General features: G+C 72.7%; 18 protein-coding genes. 15 read left to right on the top strand and 3 right to left on the bottom strand.

Features of this window, described 5'->3' with window-relative positions:
• The first annotated feature begins 74 nt into the window (after positions 1-74).
• From ACIQM0_RS12695 to ACIQM0_RS12680, 4 genes are read left to right on the top strand one after another with little or no spacing between them, the layout of a single operon-like run.
• A complete protein-coding gene (locus ACIQM0_RS12695; protein ID WP_401285965.1) occupies positions 75-1,442 on the top strand; it encodes a glutamine synthetase family protein in 1,368 nt (455 codons plus the stop codon).
• Positions 1,443-1,450: 8 nt separating this feature from the next.
• Positions 1,451-2,815 carry an aldehyde dehydrogenase family protein gene (locus ACIQM0_RS12690; RefSeq protein ID WP_401285964.1) on the top strand — a complete coding sequence of 455 codons (1,365 nt, stop codon included), beginning with the start codon at positions 1,451-1,453 and terminating at the stop codon, positions 2,813-2,815.
• A gap of 6 nt (positions 2,816-2,821) precedes the next feature.
• Entirely contained in the window at positions 2,822-3,610 is a 789-nt protein-coding gene (locus ACIQM0_RS12685; protein ID WP_401285963.1) for a 3-oxoacyl-ACP reductase, read from the top strand.
• Between the two features lie 32 nt (positions 3,611-3,642).
• Positions 3,643-4,578: a DUF2510 domain-containing protein gene (locus tag ACIQM0_RS12680; protein WP_401285962.1), complete on the top strand. Its 936-nt coding sequence runs from the start codon at positions 3,643-3,645 to the stop codon at positions 4,576-4,578.
• A gap of 18 nt (positions 4,579-4,596) precedes the next feature.
• Here ACIQM0_RS12680 and ACIQM0_RS12675 read toward each other — a convergent pair whose 3' ends face one another.
• Complete coding sequence (locus tag ACIQM0_RS12675; RefSeq protein WP_363030545.1) at positions 4,597-5,799, bottom strand: amino acid deaminase/aldolase; 1,203 nt, start codon at positions 5,797-5,799, stop codon at positions 4,597-4,599.
• A 449-nt stretch (positions 5,800-6,248) separates the two neighbouring features.
• On the opposite strand from ACIQM0_RS12675, the gene ACIQM0_RS12670 reads away from it, so the two are divergent.
• Together ACIQM0_RS12670 and mycP are read left to right on the top strand one after the other, a co-directional pair.
• Positions 6,249-7,133, top strand: coding sequence for a hypothetical protein (locus ACIQM0_RS12670; protein WP_401286127.1), 885 nt, complete (start codon positions 6,249-6,251; stop codon positions 7,131-7,133).
• A gap of 5 nt (positions 7,134-7,138) precedes the next feature.
• Positions 7,139-8,353 carry a type VII secretion-associated serine protease mycosin gene (gene mycP / locus ACIQM0_RS12665; protein WP_401286126.1) on the top strand — a complete coding sequence of 405 codons (1,215 nt, stop codon included), beginning with the start codon at positions 7,139-7,141 and terminating at the stop codon, positions 8,351-8,353.
• A gap of 45 nt (positions 8,354-8,398) precedes the next feature.
• Here the strand turns inward: mycP and ACIQM0_RS12660 are convergent, their stop codons facing one another.
• Entirely contained in the window at positions 8,399-9,322 is a 924-nt protein-coding gene (locus tag ACIQM0_RS12660) for a serine hydrolase (RefSeq protein ID WP_401285961.1), read from the bottom strand.
• Positions 9,323-9,408: 86 nt separating this feature from the next.
• Between ACIQM0_RS12660 and ACIQM0_RS12655 the strand changes: the two genes are divergently transcribed.
• Positions 9,409-10,185 carry an SseB family protein gene (locus ACIQM0_RS12655; protein ID WP_401285960.1) on the top strand — a complete coding sequence of 259 codons (777 nt, stop codon included), beginning with the start codon at positions 9,409-9,411 and terminating at the stop codon, positions 10,183-10,185.
• Between the two features lie 83 nt (positions 10,186-10,268).
• Complete coding sequence (locus ACIQM0_RS12650) at positions 10,269-10,976, top strand: MIP family channel protein (RefSeq protein WP_401285959.1); 708 nt, start codon at positions 10,269-10,271, stop codon at positions 10,974-10,976.
• Positions 10,977-11,045: 69 nt separating this feature from the next.
• Here ACIQM0_RS12650 and ACIQM0_RS12645 read toward each other — a convergent pair whose 3' ends face one another.
• Complete coding sequence (locus ACIQM0_RS12645) at positions 11,046-11,408, bottom strand: DUF1844 domain-containing protein (protein ID WP_145762510.1); 363 nt, start codon at positions 11,406-11,408, stop codon at positions 11,046-11,048.
• Between the two features lie 366 nt (positions 11,409-11,774).
• Between ACIQM0_RS12645 and infC the strand changes: the two genes are divergently transcribed.
• The 7 genes from infC (at position 11,775) to pheT (ending at position 19,385) form a co-directional block, all read left to right on the top strand.
• Positions 11,775-12,491: a translation initiation factor IF-3 gene (gene infC / locus ACIQM0_RS12640; protein ID WP_401285958.1), complete on the top strand. Its 717-nt coding sequence runs from the start codon at positions 11,775-11,777 to the stop codon at positions 12,489-12,491.
• Between the two features lie 120 nt (positions 12,492-12,611).
• Positions 12,612-12,806, top strand: a complete 195-nt coding sequence (gene rpmI, locus ACIQM0_RS12635; RefSeq protein ID WP_362966116.1) for a 50S ribosomal protein L35 — start codon at positions 12,612-12,614, stop codon at positions 12,804-12,806.
• Between the two features lie 108 nt (positions 12,807-12,914).
• Positions 12,915-13,298 (top strand): 50S ribosomal protein L20, encoded by a 384-nt coding sequence (rplT, locus tag ACIQM0_RS12630; protein ID WP_362966114.1) that lies wholly within the window; start codon positions 12,915-12,917, stop codon positions 13,296-13,298.
• A gap of 140 nt (positions 13,299-13,438) precedes the next feature.
• Positions 13,439-14,281: a TrmH family RNA methyltransferase gene (locus ACIQM0_RS12625; protein ID WP_385345288.1), complete on the top strand. Its 843-nt coding sequence runs from the start codon at positions 13,439-13,441 to the stop codon at positions 14,279-14,281.
• A gap of 122 nt (positions 14,282-14,403) precedes the next feature.
• Positions 14,404-15,555: an ATP-binding protein gene (locus tag ACIQM0_RS12620; RefSeq protein ID WP_401285957.1), complete on the top strand. Its 1,152-nt coding sequence runs from the start codon at positions 14,404-14,406 to the stop codon at positions 15,553-15,555.
• Positions 15,556-15,747: 192 nt separating this feature from the next.
• Positions 15,748-16,875: a phenylalanine--tRNA ligase subunit alpha gene (gene pheS / locus ACIQM0_RS12615; RefSeq protein WP_329617269.1), complete on the top strand. Its 1,128-nt coding sequence runs from the start codon at positions 15,748-15,750 to the stop codon at positions 16,873-16,875.
• The gene (gene pheT / locus ACIQM0_RS12610; protein WP_401285956.1) at positions 16,875-19,385 is read left to right on the top strand and encodes a phenylalanine--tRNA ligase subunit beta; all 2,511 of its coding nucleotides are present in this window, start codon (positions 16,875-16,877) and stop codon (positions 19,383-19,385) included. The genes pheS and pheT overlap by 1 nt, the downstream gene beginning before the upstream one ends.
• Positions 19,386-19,776: the final 391 nt, after the last annotated feature.

Genomic DNA, 19,776 nt, shown 5'->3' with positions numbered 1-19,776 from the left:
GCACTGCCCATAGATTTGGATCAGTCGCCCGTAGATCCGGATCATCCGTCGGCCCGCGAGGAGAGGATCCATCCGTGTCCGACCGAACAGCCCCGCTCGCCGTCGAGGAGCTGCGCCGCCTCGTCGACAGCGGTGAGATCGACACCGTGGTCCTGGCCTTCCCCGACATGCAGGGGCGGCTCCAGGGCAAACGCTTCGCCGCCGGCTTCTTCCTCGACGAGGTCGTGCCGCACGGCACCGAGGGCTGCAACTACCTCCTCGCGGTCGACACCGACATGAACACCGTCGACGGCTACGCCATGTCCTCCTGGGACCGCGGCTACGGCGACTTCGCCATGCACCCCGACCTCGCCACCCTGCGCAGGGTGCCGTGGAACGAGAGCACCGCGATGGTCACCGCCGACCTCGCCTGGAGCGACGGCTCACCCGTCGTCGCCGCGCCCCGCCAGATCCTGCGCCGCCAGCTGGAACGCCTCGCCGAGCACGGCTACACCGCCCACGTCGGCACCGAACTCGAATTCATCGTCTTCAAGGACACCTACGAACAGGCCTGGGACCGCCACTACCGCGACCTCACCCCGGTCAACCAGTACAACGTCGACTACTCCGTCCTCGGCACCGGCCGCGTCGAACCCCTGCTGCGCCGCATCCGCAACGAGATGGCGGGCGCGGGCCTCACCGTCGAGTCGGCCAAGGGCGAGTGCAACCCCGGCCAGCACGAGATCGTGTTCCGCTACGACGAGGCCCTGGTCACCTGCGACCAGCACGCCGTCTACAAGACGGGCGCCAAGGAGATCGCCGCGCAGGAAGGCGTCTCGCTCACCTTCATGGCCAAGTTCAACGAGCGCGAGGGCAACTCCTGCCACATCCACCTCTCGCTGCGGTCCACCGGCGACCCCGGACGCAGCGTCATGGCGGACGAGGACGGGGCCATGTCCCCGGTGATGCGGCACTTCCTCGCCGGCCAGCTCGCGGCCCTGCGCGACTTCTCGCTCCTCTACGCGCCGAACATCAACTCCTACAAGCGCTTCCAGCCAGGCTCCTTCGCCCCGACCGCCGTCGCGTGGGGCGAGGACAACCGCACCTGCGCGCTCCGCGTCGTCGGCCACGGCCAGTCCCTGCGCTTCGAGAACCGCCTCCCGGGCGGTGACGTCAACCCGTACCTCGCCGTCGCCGCACTCGTCGCCGCCGGCCTCCACGGCATCGAGCACGGTCTCGAACTGCCCGAGCCCTGCGCGGGAAACGCCTACACCGCCGCGTACGACCACGTCCCCACCACCCTGCGCGAGGCCGCCGGGCTCTGGGCGCACAGCGAGATCGCGGAGGCGGCCTTCGGGGCCGAGGCCGTCGCGCACTACGCCAACATGGCACGCGTCGAACTCGAAGCCTTCGACGCGGCGGTGACCGACTGGGAGATCAAGCGCTCCTTCGAACGTCTGTGAGGACTTCCTTGACCCGTGAGCACCACGTACTGAACCCGGCGACGGAAGAGCTCGTCGCCACCGTGCCCGCCACCACTCCGGCCGAGGTGGACGCGGCCGTCACCCGGGCGGCCGCCGCCCAGCGGACCTGGGCGGCGCTCGCCCCCGCCGACCGGGCCCGGCTGCTGCGCCGGTTCGCCGCCGCCGTGGACGGCCGCACCGAGGAACTGGCCCGGCTGGAAGTGCGCGAGGCGGGCCACACCCTCGGCAACGCCCGCTGGGAGGCGGGCAACGTCCGCGATCTCCTCGACTACGCCGCCGGGGGAGTGGAACGGCTGAGCGGACGGCAGATCCCGGTACCCGGCGGCATCGACATCACCCTGCTCGAACCCCTCGGCGTCATCGGCGTGATCGCCCCCTGGAACTTCCCCATGCCGATCGCCGCCTGGGCGCTCGCCCCGGCCCTCGCGGCGGGCAACGCCGTCGTCCTCAAACCCGCCGAGACCACCCCGCTGACCGCCCTCCGGCTCGCCGGACTGGCCCTGGAGGCCGGACTGCCCGAGCACCTCTTCCAGGTGCTGCCGGGCGCGGGCGACGAGGCGGGCAACGCCCTGGTCGAGCACCCGGACGTCGCCAAGATCGTGTTCACCGGCTCCACCCGGGTCGGCAAGCAGATCATGGCCAAGTGCGCCGAACACGTGAAGCGGCTCACCCTCGAACTCGGCGGCAAGAGCCCCAACATCGTCTTCGCCGACGCCGACGTCGAGGCCGCCGCGGCCGCCGCCCCCATGTCCTTCCTGGACAACGCGGGCCAGGACTGCTGCGCCCGCACCCGGATCCTCGTCCAGCGATCCGTGTACGACCGCTTCCTGGAACTGCTCGCCCCGGCCGTCGCCGCCGTCGTCGTGGGCGACCCGTCCGACGAGAAGACGCAGATGGGCCCGCTCATCTCGCGCACCCAGCTGGACCGGGTACGCGGGCACGTCCCCGAGGGCGCGGCCGCGATCCGGGGCACCGCGCCCCAGGGCCCCGGCTTCTGGTTCCCGCCGACCGTCCTCACCGACACCCGGCCCGACGCGCCCGTCGCCACCGAGGAGGTGTTCGGGCCGGTCGCGGTCGTGCTGCCCTTCGAGGACGAGGAGGACGCCGTCCGGCTCGCCAACGCGACGCGCTACGGCCTGGCGGGCTCGCTGTGGACCCGCGACGTGGGACGCGCGCTGCGCGTCTCGCAGGCCGTCCGGGCGGGGAACCTCTCCGTCAACTCCCACTCCGCGGTCCGCTACTGGACCCCGTTCGGCGGGTACAAGCAGTCCGGCCTCGGCCGGGAGCTCGGACCCGACGCCCTCACCGCCTTCACCGAAACCAAGAACGTCTTCCTCAGCACGGAGGCCTGAACCGGTATGACCACGGACAACGCACCCATCTGCCGCCGCCTCGTCGGCCGCACCGCCGTCGTCACCGGCGCCGGCAGCGGCATCGGTCTCGCCACCGCCCACCGGCTCGCCTCCGAGGGCGCGCACGTGGTCTGCGGCGACATCGACGAGACCGCGGGCAAGGCGGCCGCGGAAGCGGTCGGCGGCACCTTCGTACAGGTCGACGTGACCGATCCCGGACAGGTCGAGGCACTGTTCGCGGCGGCGCACGACACCTACGGCTCCGTCGACATCGCCTTCAACAACGCCGGCATCTCGCCGCCCGACGACGACTCCATCCTCACCACCGGCCTGGAGGCATGGAAACGCGTCCAGGACGTCAACCTCACCTCCGTCTACCTGTGCTGCAAGGCGGCCCTGCCCTACATGCGCCGCCAGGGACGCGGCTCGATCATCAACACCGCCTCGTTCGTGGCCAGGATGGGCGCGGCGACCTCCCAGATCTCGTACACCGCCTCCAAGGGCGGGGTGCTCGCGATGTCCCGTGAGCTGGGCATCCAGTTCGCCCGCGAGGGCATCCGGGTCAACGCGCTGTGCCCCGGGCCGGTCAACACCCCGCTGCTCCGGGAGCTGTTCGCCAAGGACCCGGAGCGCGCGGCCCGCCGGCTGGTGCACATTCCGCTCGGCCGGTTCGCCGAGGCGACCGAGATCGCGGCCGCCGTCGCCTTCCTGGCGAGCGACGACTCCTCGTTCGTCAACGCCACCGACTTCCTCGTCGACGGCGGCATCTCCGGCGCGTACGTCACACCCCTGTAGGAGGGGCGCGGCCCCCTCACTAGGCTGGGGCGATGAGCTATCCGACTCCGCCCGGCTGGTATCCGGACACGGCCGCACCCGGCAACGAGCGTTGGTGGGACGGTACTTCATGGACCGCCCACACCCGCCCGCACACTGCCGCGGCGCAGCAGCCCGGCCCCGGGCGGACCGCTTCCCCCGCCGCGCCCGGCCGGGGGAGCGGTGGCGGAAGCGGCCGGATCATCGCAGCGGTGGTGGCGGGCGCGGTGGTCGTCGGTGCGGCGGTGACCGGAGCCGTACTGCTCGGCAGGGACGACGGGGGACAGCAGCCGCAGGCCCGGTCGAGCGGCTCCGCCAAGCCGCCCGCGGCCACCGGCGGCGACGACAGCCCCTCGCCGGACGGGTCACCGGCCGGCGACGACCCCACCGTGCTCGTCGACCAGCTCAACGGCATCACCCTGCCGATCCCCGATGGCTGGGAGCGGGTCGAGCGCCCCGTCGACGAACTGCTCACGATGCGTACCGCCGACACCTACTCCTGCCCCGGCGCCTCCTCCGTGATGTGCTACCACGGCACGGTGACCACCCGCACCGCGAACGGCAACGACGCGACCACGCCGGAGAAGATCGCCGAGCAGGACGTCGTCGCCGCGGCGGACCGTGCGTACGACGAGGACGTCATCGGCCGGCCCATCCACGGCGGCCTCATGTCCCACAAGCAGACAGCCGCCACAGCGGTGAGCGTGGCCGGGCGCACCGGATACCTGGTGCGCTGGAAGGTCGTCACCGGGAAGGGCCCCGGCGGCTACGTGCAGTCCCTCGTCTTCCCCTCTGCGGTCGGCAGCGAGTCGCTCGTCGTCGTGCGGTACGCCTTCGACGCGGGCCCCGACGGACCCCGGCTCTCCCTCATGGACACCCTCACCCAGGGCATCCGCCCGATCGGCGACAGCGAGACGAGCGGCGGCGTCGGCAGCTCCGTCGCTCCCTGACGCCGCCCCTCCCCGGGCTCAGAGGAAGGTGCGGCCCTCGCCCCGGTACGTCGGCACGGTCGCCGTCACCCGGTCCCCCTCGATCAGGTGCAACGCGTCGAACCGCTCGCACAGTTCGCCGGCCTTCGCGTGCCGGAACCACACCTTGTCGCCGATCAGCAGATCGTCGGCCGGGGCGCCGAGCAGGGGCGTCTGCACCTCACCGGGGCCCTCCTGCGGGTCGTAACGCAGCCCCTCCGGGAGGTACGGGACCGGCAGCCGGTCCGGGCCGGCCGCACCGGACGCCGGGTAGCCGCCACCGAGCACCGTCACCACGCCCACCCCGGGCCTGCGCACCACCGGCTGGGCGAACAGAGCCGCCGGACGGGCCGTGAACGAGGTGTAGTTGTCGAACAGCCGCGGTACGTAGAGGCCGGAACCAGCCGCGATCTCCGTCACCGCGTGCTCCGCGGCGGTGTGCTGCACACTGCCGGTGCCGCCGCCGTTCACGAACTCCAGATCCGGTGCCACGGCCCGTACCGCCCGCACCACCTCGGCCCGCCGGACCGCCAGTTCCCGGCGGCCTGCGGCCTGCATCAGCCGGATCGCCCGGGACCGCAGCGGCCGTCCCTCGACCGAGTCGCCGACCCCGGCGATGTGGCCCTCGTACGCCATCAGCCCCACCAGCCGGAATCCGGGCCTGCGGGCCACGGACCGGGCCAGCTCGGCCAGTTGGGCGGGGGAGCGCAACGGCGAACGCAGCGCCCCGATCCTGACCCTGCCGCCGAGCATCCGCAGGGAGGTGTCCAGCTCCAGGCAGACCCGGATCTCCTCGGTGCCCCCGGCCCGTGCCGCGTCGATCAGCTCCAGCTGCGCGTGGTCGTCCACCATCACCGTCACGGCCGCGGCCAGCTTCGGGTCCGCGGCGAGTTCCGCGAAGGCCGTCCGGTCGGCCGACGGATAGGCCAGCAGCACGTCCTCGAACCCGGCCCGCGCCAGCCACAGCGACTCCGCGAGCGTGAACGACATGATCCCGGCGAAACCGGGCCGTGCGAGCACCCGCTCCAGCAGGGCACGGCAGCGCACCGACTTGCTCGCCACCCGGATCGGTTTCCCGGCCGCACGGCGTACCAGGTCATCGGCGTTGGCGTCGAACGCCTCCAGATCGACGACGGCGATCGGGGCATCGAGATGGGCGGTGGCCCGGTTGTAGCGGGTCCGGTCAGCGGCGCGGGCAGTCATGGCCGCAGCTTGCCAGACACCTGTACCGCTGGGTAGGGGGATGATCTGCGCAGATCGGTCCGGCGGTCCGCGGCCCGCTCCCCTCAGGGGCGCCCCAGCCCGTAGAGTGACGCTCACGCGGCGCGCAACGAGCCTGCCTGTGGCGGCGATCCGCGTGCGGTACGGACGGACCAGGGGGGCTGATGAGTACCGAGGCGCAGCGCGCTCCTGTCCCGCCACGCCCGACCACTCCTCCGCCCGGCCGGGTATCCGGACCCGCCGTGCCCGAGCCGCCCGCCGCGGAACCGACCCCTTCGACGGCCCCCGCCGCAGAGCCGACCGCCCCGTACCGCCCGGTGCCACCCGTCCCCGCGCACCCGGCGGGGCCCCCCGCCGCTCCGGCCTTCCCGCCGCCCCCCGCCGCGCCGCCCGCGCCGCCCGCGGCGACCCGGCGCCGCCCGGTGGGCGCCGTGGACCTCGGCGCACCGCCCCCGTGGGCCGACGGCCGCGCCGCGCCGCCCGCCTTCCGGCCACCGCATCACCGCGCCCCGCCCGAGACACCGTCCGAGACCACGACCAGGCTCCGCCCCGTGCGGGCCCGGCACCCCTTCAGGAGCGCGGCCGCCGCCGTCTGCGTGGTGCTCGGCCTCGGGCTGATCGGCGGGGCAGCCACCGGCAGCTGGCTGATCAGCGACTCCTCGGCCGATCCGGCGGCCCACAGCACCTACACCGTGGGCCGCGCCGCCTGGCACAGCGTGCCCGTGGACACCCTCTTCCCGCGCACCCTCAAGGGGACCGGGGCGGGGCCGGGCGGCTCCGACCGGGTCTGGACCAGGCTCGCCGTCGCCCCGGACAGCGGCTGCACGACTGCCCTGGACCCGCTGCTGGTCAAGACGCTCCGCCCGGCCGGCTGCGCCCGGCTGCTGCGCGCCACCTACAGGGACGCGACGTCCAGCAGCGTCACCACGGTCGGACTGCTCTTCACCGAGGGCGACGCCGATGCCATGCGGGCGCTGAGCACCCGGTTCACCGATCAGCACCTCGACGGACGCGCCGACCTGATGCCCCGCGCGTATCCCGTCAGGAACACGCCCGCGGCGGGTTTCGGGGACAAGCAGCGCGCCAGCTGGACCGTGCACGTCCTGGCCGAGGTGCCCGTCGTGGTGTTCGCCGTCTCCGGATTCGCCGACGGGCGGACGGTCACCACGCCGCAGCCCGCCGACAAGGCCATGGCGGCGAACGCCACGACGGCCGCCGCCCAGGCCGGGCTCGGTCACGAGGCCAAGGGGCTGGCCGACCGGGTCGAGCGCGGCCTGCGCAGGACCGTCACCCAGCTCACGGAGAAGCCGGAGTGACCCGAGTGCCCGGAGCGACCCGCCGCGCCCGTCACCGCCGCGTCGTCGCAGCGGTCTGCGCCGCCACCTCGCTCGCGCTGCTGCCCGCGTCACCGGCGCGGGCGGACACCATCCGGGCCCAGCAGTGGGGCCTGGACGCGCTCCACACCGAGCAGGCCTGGCAGACCACCCGGGGCAAGGGGATCACCGTCGCCGTCGTCGACACCGGGGTGGACGGCAGCCTGCCCGACCTGGCGGGCCAGGTACTGCCCGGCAAGGACATGATCGGCTTCGGCGCCGGGCGCGGCGACCGGTCGTGGGCACGGCACGGCACCGCGATGGCCGGGATCATCGCGGGCCGGGGCCACGGGGACGGGAACGCCGACGGGGTGCTCGGCATCGCGCCGCAGGCGAAGATCCTCCCGGTCCGGGTCATCCTGGAGGCGAGCGACCCGTCCCGGGCCAAGGCCCGCAAGTCCCGCGGCACGGCCCTCGCCGACGGCATCCGCTGGGCCGCCGACCACGGTGCCGACGTCATCAACCTCTCCCTGGGCGACGACAGCGAGTCCGCCCATCCGGAGCCCGGTGAGGACGCCGCCGTCCAGTACGCGCTGAAGAAGGGCGCGGTCGTCGTCGCGTCGTCCGGCAACGGGGGCGAGAAGGGCGACCACATCTCGTACCCCGCCGCCTACCCCGGAGTGATCGCCGTCGCCGCCGTTGACCGGTACGGCACACACGCCTCGTTCTCCACCCGCCGCTGGTACGCCGCCGTGAGCGCCCCCGGGGTCGACATCGTCGTCCCCGCCCCCGACCGCCAGTACTACGTGGAGTGGGGCACCTCGGCAGCCTCCGCGTTCGTCTCCGGCGCGGTCGCGCTCGTCCGTGCCGCCCACCCCGGCCTGCCGCCCGCCCAGATCAAGAAGCTCCTGATGGACACCGCGCGCAGCTCCCCTTCGGGCGGCCGGGACGATGCCCGGGGCTACGGCATCGTCGACCCGGCCGCGGCCATCAAGGCGGGCGGCGCGCTCCGCCCCGACGGGCTGCGCTCCGACTCCACGGACTCCAGCGCGGCCGGGTACCGCAAGCGGTACTTCGGACCCGGCCCCACCCCGCCCCGCAAGGACGACGGCCCCGCGGGCTGGCTCGCCCCGGCGGCGGGCGGCCTGGGCGCGGTCCTGCTCGCACTGGCCGTGGTGCTGTGGCGCGGCCGCAACGGCCGGCCGGTGTTCGCGCGCCGCTGACGGGCGCACCGCTCGGGCGGGCTCCCCGCCGCGGCAACAGGACACTCAGTCCGCGGCCCTCAGCACCCCGACCGCCGCCCTCGCCGCCGACTCGACGAGCGCGATCCCCGACTCCTTGGTCCGCTGGCCGCCGGAGAGCACCGCCACCAGATACGTGTGCCCGCCGGCCGTCACCCGTCCGATGCTGTTGATGTTCCACAGCCCGGTGGCGGTACGCGGCATCCAGCCGTTCTTGAGCGCCCAGCCGCTGCCCGCGGCCGACACCCCCCACTGCTGGTCGGCCTCGACCCGTTCCATCAGCCCTCGCAGATACGTACGGGAATCCGCGCTCAGCGCCGTGCCCGTATCCGTACCGAACACGGCCTCCAGCAGCGTCAGCTGATCGGCCGCGGTCGTCCGGGTCAGCCCCCAGGCGTGCGCGGCGGTCGTCGAGGTGAGCCCGAGCCGCTCATTGGCGGAGTCGAGTCCCGCCGCACCACCGACCGCCGCCAGCAGCGCGGTGGCGGCGTCGTTGTCGCTGTTCTCGATCATCGTCACCGCGTGGCCGCGTTCACCGGCGGTCAGTTCACGCTTCTCGTCCTGGGCCCGGAGCAGCAGCGCCGCCAGAATGTCGACTTTGACGATGCTCGCGGTGTCGTACGTCGCGTCCGCACCCCCGTACACCGCACGCGTCCCGCTCCCGCTGTCCACCACGGCCACCGACACGGCGGCCCCGTCCGCACCCGCCAGCAGCGGCTCGACGGCCCCGGCCAGTTCCGCGTCGAGATCCACCACAGGCTCCTCGCTCGTCCGCTCCGTGGCCGGCGCGGTCACGGCCGGGGACACGGACGATACGGAAGCCACGGCGGCGGGTGCGTGATCCGGTGACCGGCCGGCCAGATACGCGCCGCCGGCGGCCGAGCCGGCCAGCAGGACCGCGGCCGTCACGGACGCGGACAGGGCGGAGCGGCGGATTCTGTGTCGGGGCATGGTCCGCACGCTAGGAACCCGGGCTGGGAACCAGCTGAGACAGACCTGTCGGCCGGATGAGAATGACCAGGTACTACCCTCGCCCTGTGGCGCAGAAGAACATTCCGGACCCCGGATACTCCGACGACGACGGCACGGCCGACCCCGCCCTGACCGCGGCCCTGGCCGCCTGGGCCGAGAACCGCGAGGCCGTCGGCCCGGTGCTCGCGGCGCTCAGGGGGGCCCGGCTGCTGGTCCCCGTGGTGGCCGTCCTCGGCGAGGTGGAGGAGGACGTCGAGGTGAGCCGCCCGGCGTCCGGCAAGGGCGGTGGCGGGAGCCCGGTGGGCGGGCTGCGCCGGGAGAAGACGAGCGACATGGCCGTCCCCACCCTCCAGGCCGGCGACCGCCGCGCCCTGCCCGCCTTCACCTCCACCGCCTCGCTGGCCCGCTGGGACCCGCAGGCCCGCCCCGTCGCCGTACCCCTGCACCAGGCACTTCAGGCCGCCGTGCACGAGAAGGCGGACACGGTGGTCCTCGACCTCGCGGGTCCGGTGGCCTTCGAGGTGACCGGCTCCGCCCTGCTGGCCCTCGCGGAGGGCCGTACCAGCGCCGACCCGCTGGACGATCCCGCCGTCACCTCTGCGGTACGGGACGCCGTCGCCGCGGAACCCGCGGTGCTCCGCGCCCACCTCGGTCCGGGCCGCGCCGACGGCACCCTCGCCCTGGTACTGGCGGCGGACGCCGACCCGGCCCAGGCGGCGGGAAGGGTCGCGCGGTCGCTGGCGGCCAGCGAGGTGCTGCGGGCCCGGCTGGTACGCGGGCTCGACCTCGCGCTGCTCCCCGCCGACGCGAACGCACCGGGTGACGCCCTGTTCACCCGCTGATCACCAGACCGGCCCGACGCGCGCGACAGTGCGCGGCGTCGGAGAATTGCGGAGAAACCGGATGATCTTCGCGAGGTGGTCGTATGCAGACACGCATGGCAGCGTCGGAGTTCCTGGGCACGCTTCTGCTGGTCTTCTTCGCCGTCGGGTCGGCGGTGCTCGGTGTCCAGTACATCGGGACGGTCGGCATCGCGCTGGCCTTCGGATTCGTGCTCCTCGCCCTCGCCTACGCGCTCGGCCCGATCTCCGGCTGCCACCTCAATCCGGCGGTCACCCTGGGAATGCTGACGGCCCGGCGGATCGACGTGCGCACCGCGGTGACGTACTGGATCGCGCAGCTCCTGGGCGGCATCGCCGGCGCCGCGCTGCTGTTCCTGCTGGCCAAGCAGGTGCCCGGACTGAAGACGAGCGGCAAGTTCGGCAGTAATGGCTACGGGGACCGCTCCGAGGTGCACATCAACCTCGGCGGCGCCTTCCTCGCCGAGGTGGTGCTCACCTTCCTCCTGGTCTTCGTCGTGCTCGCGGTGACCCACAAGGTCGCCGTCATCGGTTTCGACGGGCTCCCCATCGGGCTCGCGCTCACGGTGATCCACCTGGTCGGCATCCCGCTCACCGGCACCTCGGTCAACCCGGCGCGGAGCCTGGGCCCGGCGCTGTTCGCGGGCGGTGCGGCGCTCTCCCAGCTCTGGCTGTTCCTGGTGGCGCCGCTCATCGGCGGAGTGATCGCGGCGCTCGCCCACCGGGTGACCCACCCCGTCCCCGGGCGGGGCGAGCAGCTCGCGGAGGTCTGAGCCGCGGTCCCGGACGCGGTGAGCCCCCGCCGTCAGGGCGGGGGCTCACCGTTGTGGAAGGGGTGCGGCTCAGCCGAAGACCGGGCCGGTGTACTTCTCGCCGGGGCCCTGGCCGGGCTCGTCCGGTACGAGGGAGGCCTCGCGGAACGCCAGCTGGAGCGACTTCAGGCCGTCGCGCAGCGGAGCCGCGTGGAAGGAGCTGATCTCGGTGGTGCTCGCGTCGAGCAGGCCGGCGAGCGCGTGGACCAGCTTGCGGGCCTCGTCGAGGTCCTTGTGCTCGTCGCCGTCCTCGGTCAGCCCGAGTTTGACGGCGGCGGCGCTCATCAGGTTGACCGCGACCGTCACGATCACCTCGACCGCCGGCACCTCCGCGATGTCGCGGGCCATTTCGTCGAAGCCGGGGGAATCAGTGGTGGGGGTCGTGTCGCTCATGCCCCATACGATAGGCCCACGCCCCGGTGCCCTCCTCCCCGGGAGCCGCACCCCTGACCTCAGGAGTCACGGCCTCGCACGCGAGGTCGCACCACCCCGGGGGAGCTGCTAACCTTGTGTAACGACCGGCTGGGCATCTATGTGCCCGGCCCACAAGTGGAGGCTCCGATCTCCCACCTGACCGTCCCCTGGACGGCGGGTCACCGGTCAGGTGGCGCCCATCGTTCCGTACGGACGATGGAGCCGCCCGATGCGCCCCGCGGTTGAACGCGGCGGTGTTCCGGTTTTTCCAGGAGCCCCGCCTGTGTCCCGTCCGGGGCATTTTTTCTGGCCTCTGCACGGTTGGTCTGTCGAAACAGACGTTACGTGGCTGTCCGCCAGGCGGCCGCGTGGTGCTACCGAGGAGGATCCATCAGCGCCGAGCCCCGCATCAACGACCGGATTCGCGTACCCGAGGTGCGACTTGTCGGTCCCAGTGGCGAGCAGGTCGGGATTGTCCCGCTTGCCAAGGCCCTGGAACTTGCACAGGAGTACGACCTCGACCTGGTCGAGGTGGCGGCTACCGCCCGTCCGCCCGTGTGCAAGCTCATGGACTACGGGAAGTTCAAGTACGAGTCGGCCATGAAGGCCCGTGAGGCGCGCAAGAACCAGGCGCACACGGTCATCAAGGAGATGAAGCTCCGGCCGAAGATCGACCCGCACGACTATGACACCAAGAAGGGTCACGTCGTCCGGTTCCTCAAGCAGGGCGACAAGGTCAAGATCACGATCATGTTCCGTGGTCGTGAGCAGTCCCGCCCGGAGCTGGGCTTCCGACTGCTCCAGCGTCTCGCTTCGGACGTGGAGGAACTCGGCTTCATCGAGTCCAACCCGAAGCAGGACGGCCGGAACATGATCATGGTTCTTGGCCCGCACAAGAAGAAGACCGAAGCCATGGCCGAGGCCCGCGAGGCCCAGGCCGCCCGCAAGGCGGAGCGTCAGGGGTACACCCCGGACGCCGAGGCTGCGGACGAGGACGAGGTTGCAGAGGCTCCGGCCGAAGCGTCCTCCGAGGCTCCGGCCGAGACACCCTCCGAGGCGTGACCTCCTGGGGCCGCCATCCAGGCGCCCCCGGGTCCCCCCGGAATCCCACCAAGATCTGACGCCCCTGTGGCCCGGTGCCCGCACCGGGAGGGGCGCCACTGACGAGGAGAGAACGGCGCGATGCCGAAGAACAAGACGCACAGCGGTGCCAGCAAGCGCTTCAAGATCACCGGCTCCGGCAAGGTGCTCCGCGAGAGGGCCGGCAAGCGCCACCTTCTCGAGCACAAGTCGTCCAAGAAGACCCGCTCGCTGTCCGGCACGGTCGTCGTGGCTCCGGCCGACGCCAAGAAGATCAAGAAGCTTCTCGGCAAGTGAGGCCGTCGCCCCCGGCGAAAGCCGGGAGCGCGCCCTCGATCCGACCGGGACCAATTCGTTTCCGGGCCGTGTGAGTACGACCACGGCCCCGCTACAAGGAGTTAACAAGTGGCACGCGTCAAGCGGGCAGTAAACGCCCACAAGAAGCGCCGGGCGACCCTCGAGGCCGCCAAGGGCTACCGCGGTCAGCGCTCGCGCCTGTACCGCAAGGCCAAGGAGCAGGTCACCCACTCCCTGGTCTACAACTACAACGACCGCAAGAAGCGCAAGGGCGACTTCCGTCGGCTGTGGATCCAGCGCATCAACGCCGCTGCCCGCCAGAACGGCATGACGTACAACCGCCTCATCCAGGGTCTGAACGCCGCCAACATCGAGGTGGACCGCAAGATCCTGGCCGAGCTGGCGGTCAACGACGCCAACGCGTTCGCCGCTCTCGTCGAGGTTGCCCAGAAGGCCCTCCCGAGCGACGTCAACGCCCCGAAGGCCGCCTGACCCAGGGCCGCACTTCCTGGTATTGAGCCGGACCCGCAGGCGCTCGCCGTCTGCGGGTCCGGTGCGTTGCACCACCCGCACCCTCGTCAGGTGCGCCGCACGACCGGACCTTCGTACCGCAGAGAGGCTCGCCGCCGACCATGGGCACCCCCGAACTGATCTCCCCGCGATCGCCACGGGTCGCCGCCGCCCGACGGCTGGCCAGGCGCAACTTCCGCGGCAAGGAGCGCAGGTTCATCGCCGAGGGGCCACAGGCCGTGCGCGAGGCCGCGGAGCACCGCGGCAGCGACGGCGAGGCGACCCTCGTCGAGCTCTTCGCCACCGTCGAGGCCGCCGAGCGGTACGAGTCCATCATCGACGCCGCCCTCGCGGCGGGCGCCCGGGTCCACCTCGCCGACAGCGAGGTGCTCGCCGACGTGTCGCAGACCGTGACCCCGCAGGGGCTGATCGGCGTCTGCCGCTTCCTCGACTCGCCCTTCGAGTCGATCCTCGCCGCGCGCCCCGCCCTGGTCGCCGTCCTGGCGAACGTCCGCGACCCCGGTAACGCCGGTACGGTGCTGCGCTGCGCCGACGCGGCGGGCGCCGACGCCGTCGTCCTCACCGACGCCTCCGTGGACCTCTACAACCCCAAGTCCGTGCGCGCGTCCGTCGGTTCGCTCTTCCACCTGCCGGTCGCCGTCGGGGTGCCGGTCGAACAGGCCGTGCGGGGGCTGCGGGACGCGGGGGTACGGATCCTCGCCGCTGACGGCGCGGGCGAGGACGACCTCGACGACGAACTCGACGCGGGCACCATGGGCGGCCCCACCGCCTGGGTCTTCGGCAACGAGGCCTGGGGCCTGCCGGAGGAGACCCGGGCCCTGGCCGACGCCGTCGTGCGGGTGCCGATCCACGGCAAGGCGGAGAGCCTCAACCTCGCCACCGCCGCCGCCGTCTGCCTGTACGCCTCCGCGCGCGCCCAGCGCCCGCGCCGCAGCGCCGGCTGACCCGCCCCGGACGGCCGCTCCCCGGCGGAGCGTCCCGCAGGGTGTCGCTCCGTCACCGACGCCTAGTAGGGTGACGAACTCGGGGGCCCACTGCACCGGTTCGAGAGGTGGGGTACGGGAATATGGCTGTCGGCATGAGCGGACCGCAGGCGACACACGCGGCCGGTGTGCGCGCCGCCGCGGACCCGGACGGGGTGTCCGTCCCGGACATCGGACCCGGTGACCGGCCGCTGGACCCCGACGACCTTCCCGACGGTCTCGTCGTCGCGGACGAGACCGGCCGGGTCATCTGCTTCAACGCCGCCGCCGCACGGATCACCGCCATGCCCAGGGCCGCCGCACTCGGCCGCCCGCTGGAGCACGCGCTGCCGCTGGAGGACCTCAAGGGCCGCCGCTGGTGGGAGCTGACCGACCCCTACGGCGGCCTGGCCACCCGGGTCGGCCAGCCCGAACGGAATCTCCTGCTGCCCGGCGGCCGCGAGGTCCTCGTCTCCGCACGCTACGTACGGGAGAGCCCGACCGGGCCCGTCCGCCGGCTGGTGATCAGCCTGCGCGGCACCGAGGCCCGCCGCCGCACCGAGCGCAGCCACGCCGAACTCATCGCCACCGTCGCCCACGAGCTGCGCTCGCCGCTGACCTCCGTCAAGGGCTTCACCGCCACGCTGCTCGCCAAGTGGGAGCGGTTCACGGACGACCAGAAGCGGCTGATGCTGGAGACCGTCTACGCCGACGCCAACCGGGTCACCCGGCTCATCACCGAACTGCTCGACATCTCCCGGATCGACTCGGGGCGCCTGGAGCTGCGCCGCCAGCCCGTCGACCTCTCGGCCGCGGTGGAGCGCCACATCCAGGCACTCACCGCGAACGGCCAGGAGCCGGACCGCTTCCTCGTCCGCACCTGCCAGCCACTGCCCGCCGTCTGGGCCGACCCGGACAAGGTCGACCAGGTACTCGGCAACCTGCTGGAAAACGCGGTGCGCCACGGCGAGGGAACCGTCACCATCGAGGTGGCACCCGCACCGGCCAAGAGCGACGAGAAGGGAACGGCGGTCACCGTGAGCGACGAAGGCACCGGCATTCCCGAGGAGTCGATGGGCCGCGTCTTCACCCGCTTCTGGCGGGGGAGCAAACGCGGTGGCACGGGCCTGGGCCTCTACATCGTGAAGGGCATCGTCGAGGCGCACGGCGGCACGATCACGGTCGGCCGCGGCCCCGGCGGCGGCGCCGAGTTCCGATTTATCCTGCCCGTGAGCACGCCGGCCTACATGAAGTAGAGGGGCCGGGGCGGACCACGGGCGGCCCACACATCCCGCGACCCTTAGACTCGACCCTTGGCACCTTTGTGTCCTCCGGGCGTCGAGCGGGGCCACGGAGGTCCGGGGTATACCCCGGTAACGGCCTGATCCGCTCTCCATCGCGCACCAGGTCGTCAGCGCAGTACCCGCCAATCGGAAGTACGGGAAGAGATGTCGGCACCGAACAAGTCGTACGACCCAGTCGAGGTCGAGGCACTGAAACCGGAAGAGATCGAGCGCATCCGGGACGAGGCGTTCGCCGCCTTCGCTGCCGCGGGCGACCTCGACGCGCTCGCCCAGGCGAAGACCGCGCACACCGGTGGTACCTCGCCCCTGTCGCTCGCCAACCGCGAGATCGGCGCACTGCCGCCGCAGGCCAAGGCCGAGGCGGGCAAGCGCGTGGGCCAGGCCCGCGCCGCCGTGGGCAGGGCGCTCGCCGCCCGCCAGGCGGAGCTGGAGGCCGAGCGGGACGCCCGGGTCCTGGTCGAGGAGGCGGTGGACGTCACACTGCCCTACGACCGCACCCCGGCCGGCGCCCGCCACCCGCTGACGACGATCATGGAGCGCGTCGCCGACGTCTTCGTGGCCATGGGCTACGAGGTCGCCGAGGGCCCCGAGGCCGAGGCCGAGTGGTTCAACTTCGACGCCCTGAACTTCGTGCCCGACCACCCGGCCCGGCAGATGCAGGACACCTTCTTCGTCGAGGGCGCCGACGGCGCGAAGAACGACGAGTCCGGTGTCGTCCTGCGCACCCACACCTCACCGGTCCAGGCCCGCACGCTGCTCGACCGCGAGCCCCCCGTCTACGTCGTCTGCCCCGGCCGGGTCTACCGGACCGACGAGCTGGACGCGACGCACACCCCGGTCTTCCACCAGATCGAGCTGCTCGCCGTCGACGAGGGCCTCACCATGGCCGATCTGAAGGGCACCCTCGACCACATGGTCCAGGCGCTCTTCGGCCCGGACATGAAGACCCGGCTGCGGCCGAACTTCTTCCCGTTCACCGAGCCGTCCGCCGAGATGGACATGGTCTGCTACGTCTGCCGCGGTGAGTCCGTCGGCAACCCCGACCGCCCCTGCCGCACCTGCGGCAGCGAGGGCTGGATCGAGCTCGGCGGCTGCGGCATGGTCAACCCCAAGGTGCTCATCGCCTGCGGCGTCGACCCCCAGAAGTACAGCGGATTCGCCTTCGGGTTCGGCATCGAGCGGATGCTCATGTTCCGCCACAACGTAGAAGACATGCGAGACATGGTCGAGGGTGACGTCCGGTTCACCCGGCCCTTCGGGATGGAGATCTGATGCGCGTCCCGCTTTCCTGGCTGCGGGAGTACGTCGACCTGCCTGCCACCGAGACCGGCCGTGAAGTACAGGCCAAGCTCGTCGCCGTCGGCCTGGAGGTCGAGACGGTCGAGCAGATCGGCGCCGGCCTCAAGGGCCCGCTGGTCGTCGGAAAGGTGCTGACCATCGAGGAGCTGGAGGGCTTCAAGAAGCCCATCCGCTTCTGCACGGTGGACGTCGGCACCGCCAACGGCACCGGCGAGCCGCAGGAGATCGTCTGCGGAGCCCGTAACTTCGCCGTCGGCGACAAGGTCGTCGTGGTCCTGCCCGGCGCCGTGCTGCCCGGTGACTTCGCGATCGCCGCGCGCAAGACGTACGGCAAGACCTCGCACGGCATGATCTGCTCCACCGACGAGCTCGGCATGGGCGACGACGGCACCCACGGCATCATCGTGCTGCCGCCGGAGCACGAGGTCGGCACCGACGCGATCGAGCTGCTCCAGCTCGTCGACGAGGTCCTCGACATCGCCGTCACGCCCGACCGCGGCTACTGCCTCTCGATGCGCGGCGTCGCCCGTGAGACCGCCATCGCCTACGGCCTGCCGCTGCGCGACCCGGCCCTCCTCGACGTGCCCGCGCCCAACGCGTACGGCTACCCGGTCGAGGTCGCGGACCCGGTCGGCTGCTCCCGCTTCACCGCGCGCACCGTGGTCGGCCTGCAGCCCGAGACCCGCTCCCCGATCTGGATGCAGCGCCGGCTCCAGAAGGCCGGGATGCGGCCGATCTCGCTCGCGGTCGACGTCACCAACTACGTGATGCTCGAACTCGGCCAGCCGCTGCACGCCTACGACCGGACCCGCGTCGACGGTCCGATCGGGGTGCGCCGCGCCCACCAGGGCGAGAAGCTCACCACCCTCGACGGCACCGTCCGCGTCCTGGACACGGCCGACCTCGTCATCACCGACAACCGCGGGCCGATCGGCCTGGCGGGCGTCATGGGCGGGGCCAACACGGAGATCGCGGACGCCGCGGAAGGCACCCGCACCACCGAGGTCGTCATCGAGGCCGCGCACTTCGACGCGATCTCGATCGCCCGCACCGCGCGCCGCCACAAGCTGTCCTCCGAGGCGTCCAAGCGCTTCGAGCGCGGCGTCGACCCCGAGGCCGCGGCCGCTGCCGCGCAGCGCACCGTCGACCTGCTGGTGCTGCTCGCCGGTGGCACCGCGGAGGCGGGCGTCACCGAGGTGACCGCCCCGTCCGGACCGCGCACCATCACGATGGCGGCCGACCACCCCGACAAGGTGGCCGGTGTCGCCTACGGCCGCGAGACCGTCGTACGCCGCCTCCAGGAGGTCGGCTGCGACGTCTACGGACAGGACGAGCTGCTCGTCACGGCACCGTCCTGGCGGCCCGACCTGGGCGAGCCGAACGACCTGGCGGAAGAGGTCATCCGGCTGGAGGGTTACGAGAACCTCCCGTCCACGCTCCCGACGCCGCCGTCCGGCCGCGGCCTCACCGACCGCCAGCGGCTGCACCGCAGGATCGGCCGGGCGCTCGCCGCCGCCGGCTACGTCGAGGCGCTGAACTACCCGTTCACCGGCGAGGCGGTCCTGGACCAGCTGGGCCTGGACGCCGACGACGACCGCCGCCGTACGGTCCGCCTCGTCAACCCGCTCTCCGACGAGGAGCCGTCGCTGCGCACCACGCTGCTGCCGGGCCTCCTCGGCGCACTGCGGCGCAACGACGGCCGCGGCAGCCACGACCTCGCGCTCTTCGAGACCGGTCTCGTCTTCCGGCCCACAGGGGAGGAGACCAAGCCCGTCCGGCTGCCCGTCGACCGGCGTCCCTCCGACGAGGAGATCGCCGCGCTCGACGCCGCGCTGCCGCGCCAGCCGCGCCACGCCGCCGTCGTCCTCGCGGGCGCCCGCGAGCAGGCCGGCTGGTGGGGCAAGGGCCGCCCGGCCGACTGGGCGGACTCCGTCGAGGCCGCCCGCACCATCGCCCGGGAGGCCGGTGTCGAGCTCACGGTCCGCGCCGGCCGGTACGCCCCGTGGCACCCCGGCCGCTGCGCCGCGCTGTACGTCACGGTCGACGGCGAGGAGACCCTGTTCGGGCACGCCGGTGAGCTGCACCCGCGGGTCATCAAGGAGCTCCACCTGCCCGAGCGCACCTGCGCCATGGAGGTCGAACTCGACGTCCTGGAGCAGGCCGTCGACGGCGCCCTCCAGGCACCCCGGATCTCCACCTTCCCGGTGGCGACCCAGGACGTCGCGCTGGTCGTCGGGCAGGACGTGCCGGCCGCGGAGGTGGAGCAGGCGCTCCGCGAGGGCGCGGGCGAACTCCTCGAATCGCTGCGGCTGTTCGACGTCTTCACGGGTGAGCAGATCGGCGGGGACCACAAGTCCCTGGCGTACGCGCTGCGGTTCCGTGCCACGGACCGCACGCTGACCGTCGAGGAGGCCACCGCCGCCCGGGACGCCGCGGTGGCACTGGCCGCCGAGCGCACGGGTGCGGCGCTGCGCGGCGCGTAACGCCGCACGCGGTCGCACGCGGTTCCACGCACGGTGAGGAGGGGCGTATCCGGCCACCGGATACGCCCCTCCTGTGTGCTCGCCCGGAGGCGGAGACCGCACGCGGGCCCGCACCGGGTCCGGGGGAACCCGGTGCCCGGCCGACCCCGCAGCCACCCTCCGATCCGTGGGCAGTGGGTCGTGCGATCCGGCGCCGTCCGCGCTGCCGCGGAGCGTCGGGCAGGTCGGCAGAGCGGACGGCGCGCGTGCGGGTCGTCGTGCTGTACGAGGGGGAGCAGACGACCCGGCCGCCTCTTGCGAGGGACTCAGTCAAGCGAGTCGCCGACCGGCGCAACAGAGTGCGCAGCGGGACGGTTCGGGCATTCCGTTCACACCCCGTGTGAATCGTGCT

The organism is Streptomyces sp. NPDC091387 (genome assembly GCF_044756945.1).
Classification (GTDB): Bacteria; Actinomycetota; Actinomycetes; order Streptomycetales; family Streptomycetaceae; genus Streptomyces.
This window is presented reverse-complemented; position numbering and strand designations above follow the sequence as displayed.